This is a genomic window from Ancylobacter mangrovi (assembly GCF_024752335.1).
Lineage (GTDB): Bacteria > Pseudomonadota > Alphaproteobacteria > Rhizobiales > Xanthobacteraceae > Ancylobacter > Ancylobacter mangrovi.
Map to the genome: position 1 here is coordinate 1 of NZ_JANTHY010000018.1, position 1,283 is coordinate 1,283.

A 1,283-nucleotide genomic window follows, 5' to 3' on the forward strand; every position below is an offset into this window, starting at 1 on the left:
TCGTCGAGGGCAACCAGCGTGTGGATGCGGACACGATCCGCTCCTATTTCGCGACCGATCCGGGGCAGTCGCTGACGCCGGCGAAGATCGACGAGGCGCTGAAGTCGCTCTACGCGACGGGGCTGTTCTCGGATGTCACCATCAGCCATCGCGGCGGCCGGCTGGTCGTCTCCGTCAAGGAGAACGAGGTCATCAACCGCGTCGCCTTCGAGGGCAACAAGAAGCTCAAGGACGAGCAGCTTGCCAGCGAGGTGCAGTCGAAGCCCCGCGCGCCGTTCTCCAAGACCACGGTGCAGGCCGACACCCAGCGCATCATCGAGCTCTATCGCCGCTCCGGCCGCTACGACGTACGGGTGACGCCCGAGACGATCGAGCGCGGGCAGGGCCGTGTCGACCTCGTCTTCAACATCACCGAGGGCGACAAGCTCGGCGTGGCCGAGATCCGCTTCGTCGGCAACAAGGCGTTCTCGGACTACAAGCTCAAGGACGAGATCACCACGACCGAGTCCAACTGGCTGTCGTGGCTGAAGAACACCGACATCTATGACGTCGACCGCATCAACAACGACCAGGAGCTGCTGCGCCGCTTCTATCTGCGCAACGGCTATGCCGACTTCCGCATCGTGTCGGTGACCGCCGATCTCGACCGCGCCAAGGGCGGGTTCATCCTGACCTATGTGCTCGACGAGGGCGCGCAGTACCGCGTCGGCACGGTCGACGTCGTCTCCGGCATCAAGGACGTCGACCCGGCCCGCATCCGCTCCGCGCTGCGCGTGAGCCCCGGCCAGGTCTACAATGCCGAGCTGGTCGAGAAGTCGGTCGAGAACGCGACCATCGAGGTGTCGAAGAGCGGCTATGCCTTCGCCCAGGTCCGCCCGCGCGGCGACCGCGACGTGCAGACCCGCAAGATCAACCTGGTCTTCGCCGTCGAGGAAGGCCCGCGCGTCTACATCGAGCGCATCGAGATCCGCGGCAACACCCGCACCCGCGACTGGGTGATCCGGCGCGAGTTCGACCTCGCCGAGGGCGACGCCTATAACCGGGTGCTGATCGACCGCGCCGAGCGGCGGCTGCGCAACCTCGGCTACTTCAAGGACGTGAAGATCACCAACGAGCCGGGCACCGCGCCGGACCGGGTGATCCTGGTGGTCACGGTCGAGGACCAGCCGACCGGCGAGTTCTCGGTCTCCGGCGGCTACTCGACCACGGACGGCTTCATCGGCGAGGTGTCGGTCTCGGAGAAGAACTTCCTCGGCCGCGGCCAGTATGTCCGCCTCGCGGGC

General features: G+C 66.3%; 1 protein-coding gene. It reads left to right on the forward strand.

The window, feature by feature from the left end; translation table 11 throughout:
* Window positions 1-1,283 (forward strand): outer membrane protein assembly factor BamA (gene bamA / locus NVS83_RS23440; RefSeq protein WP_258741755.1); only part of this gene is annotated, 1,283 nt, incomplete at both ends.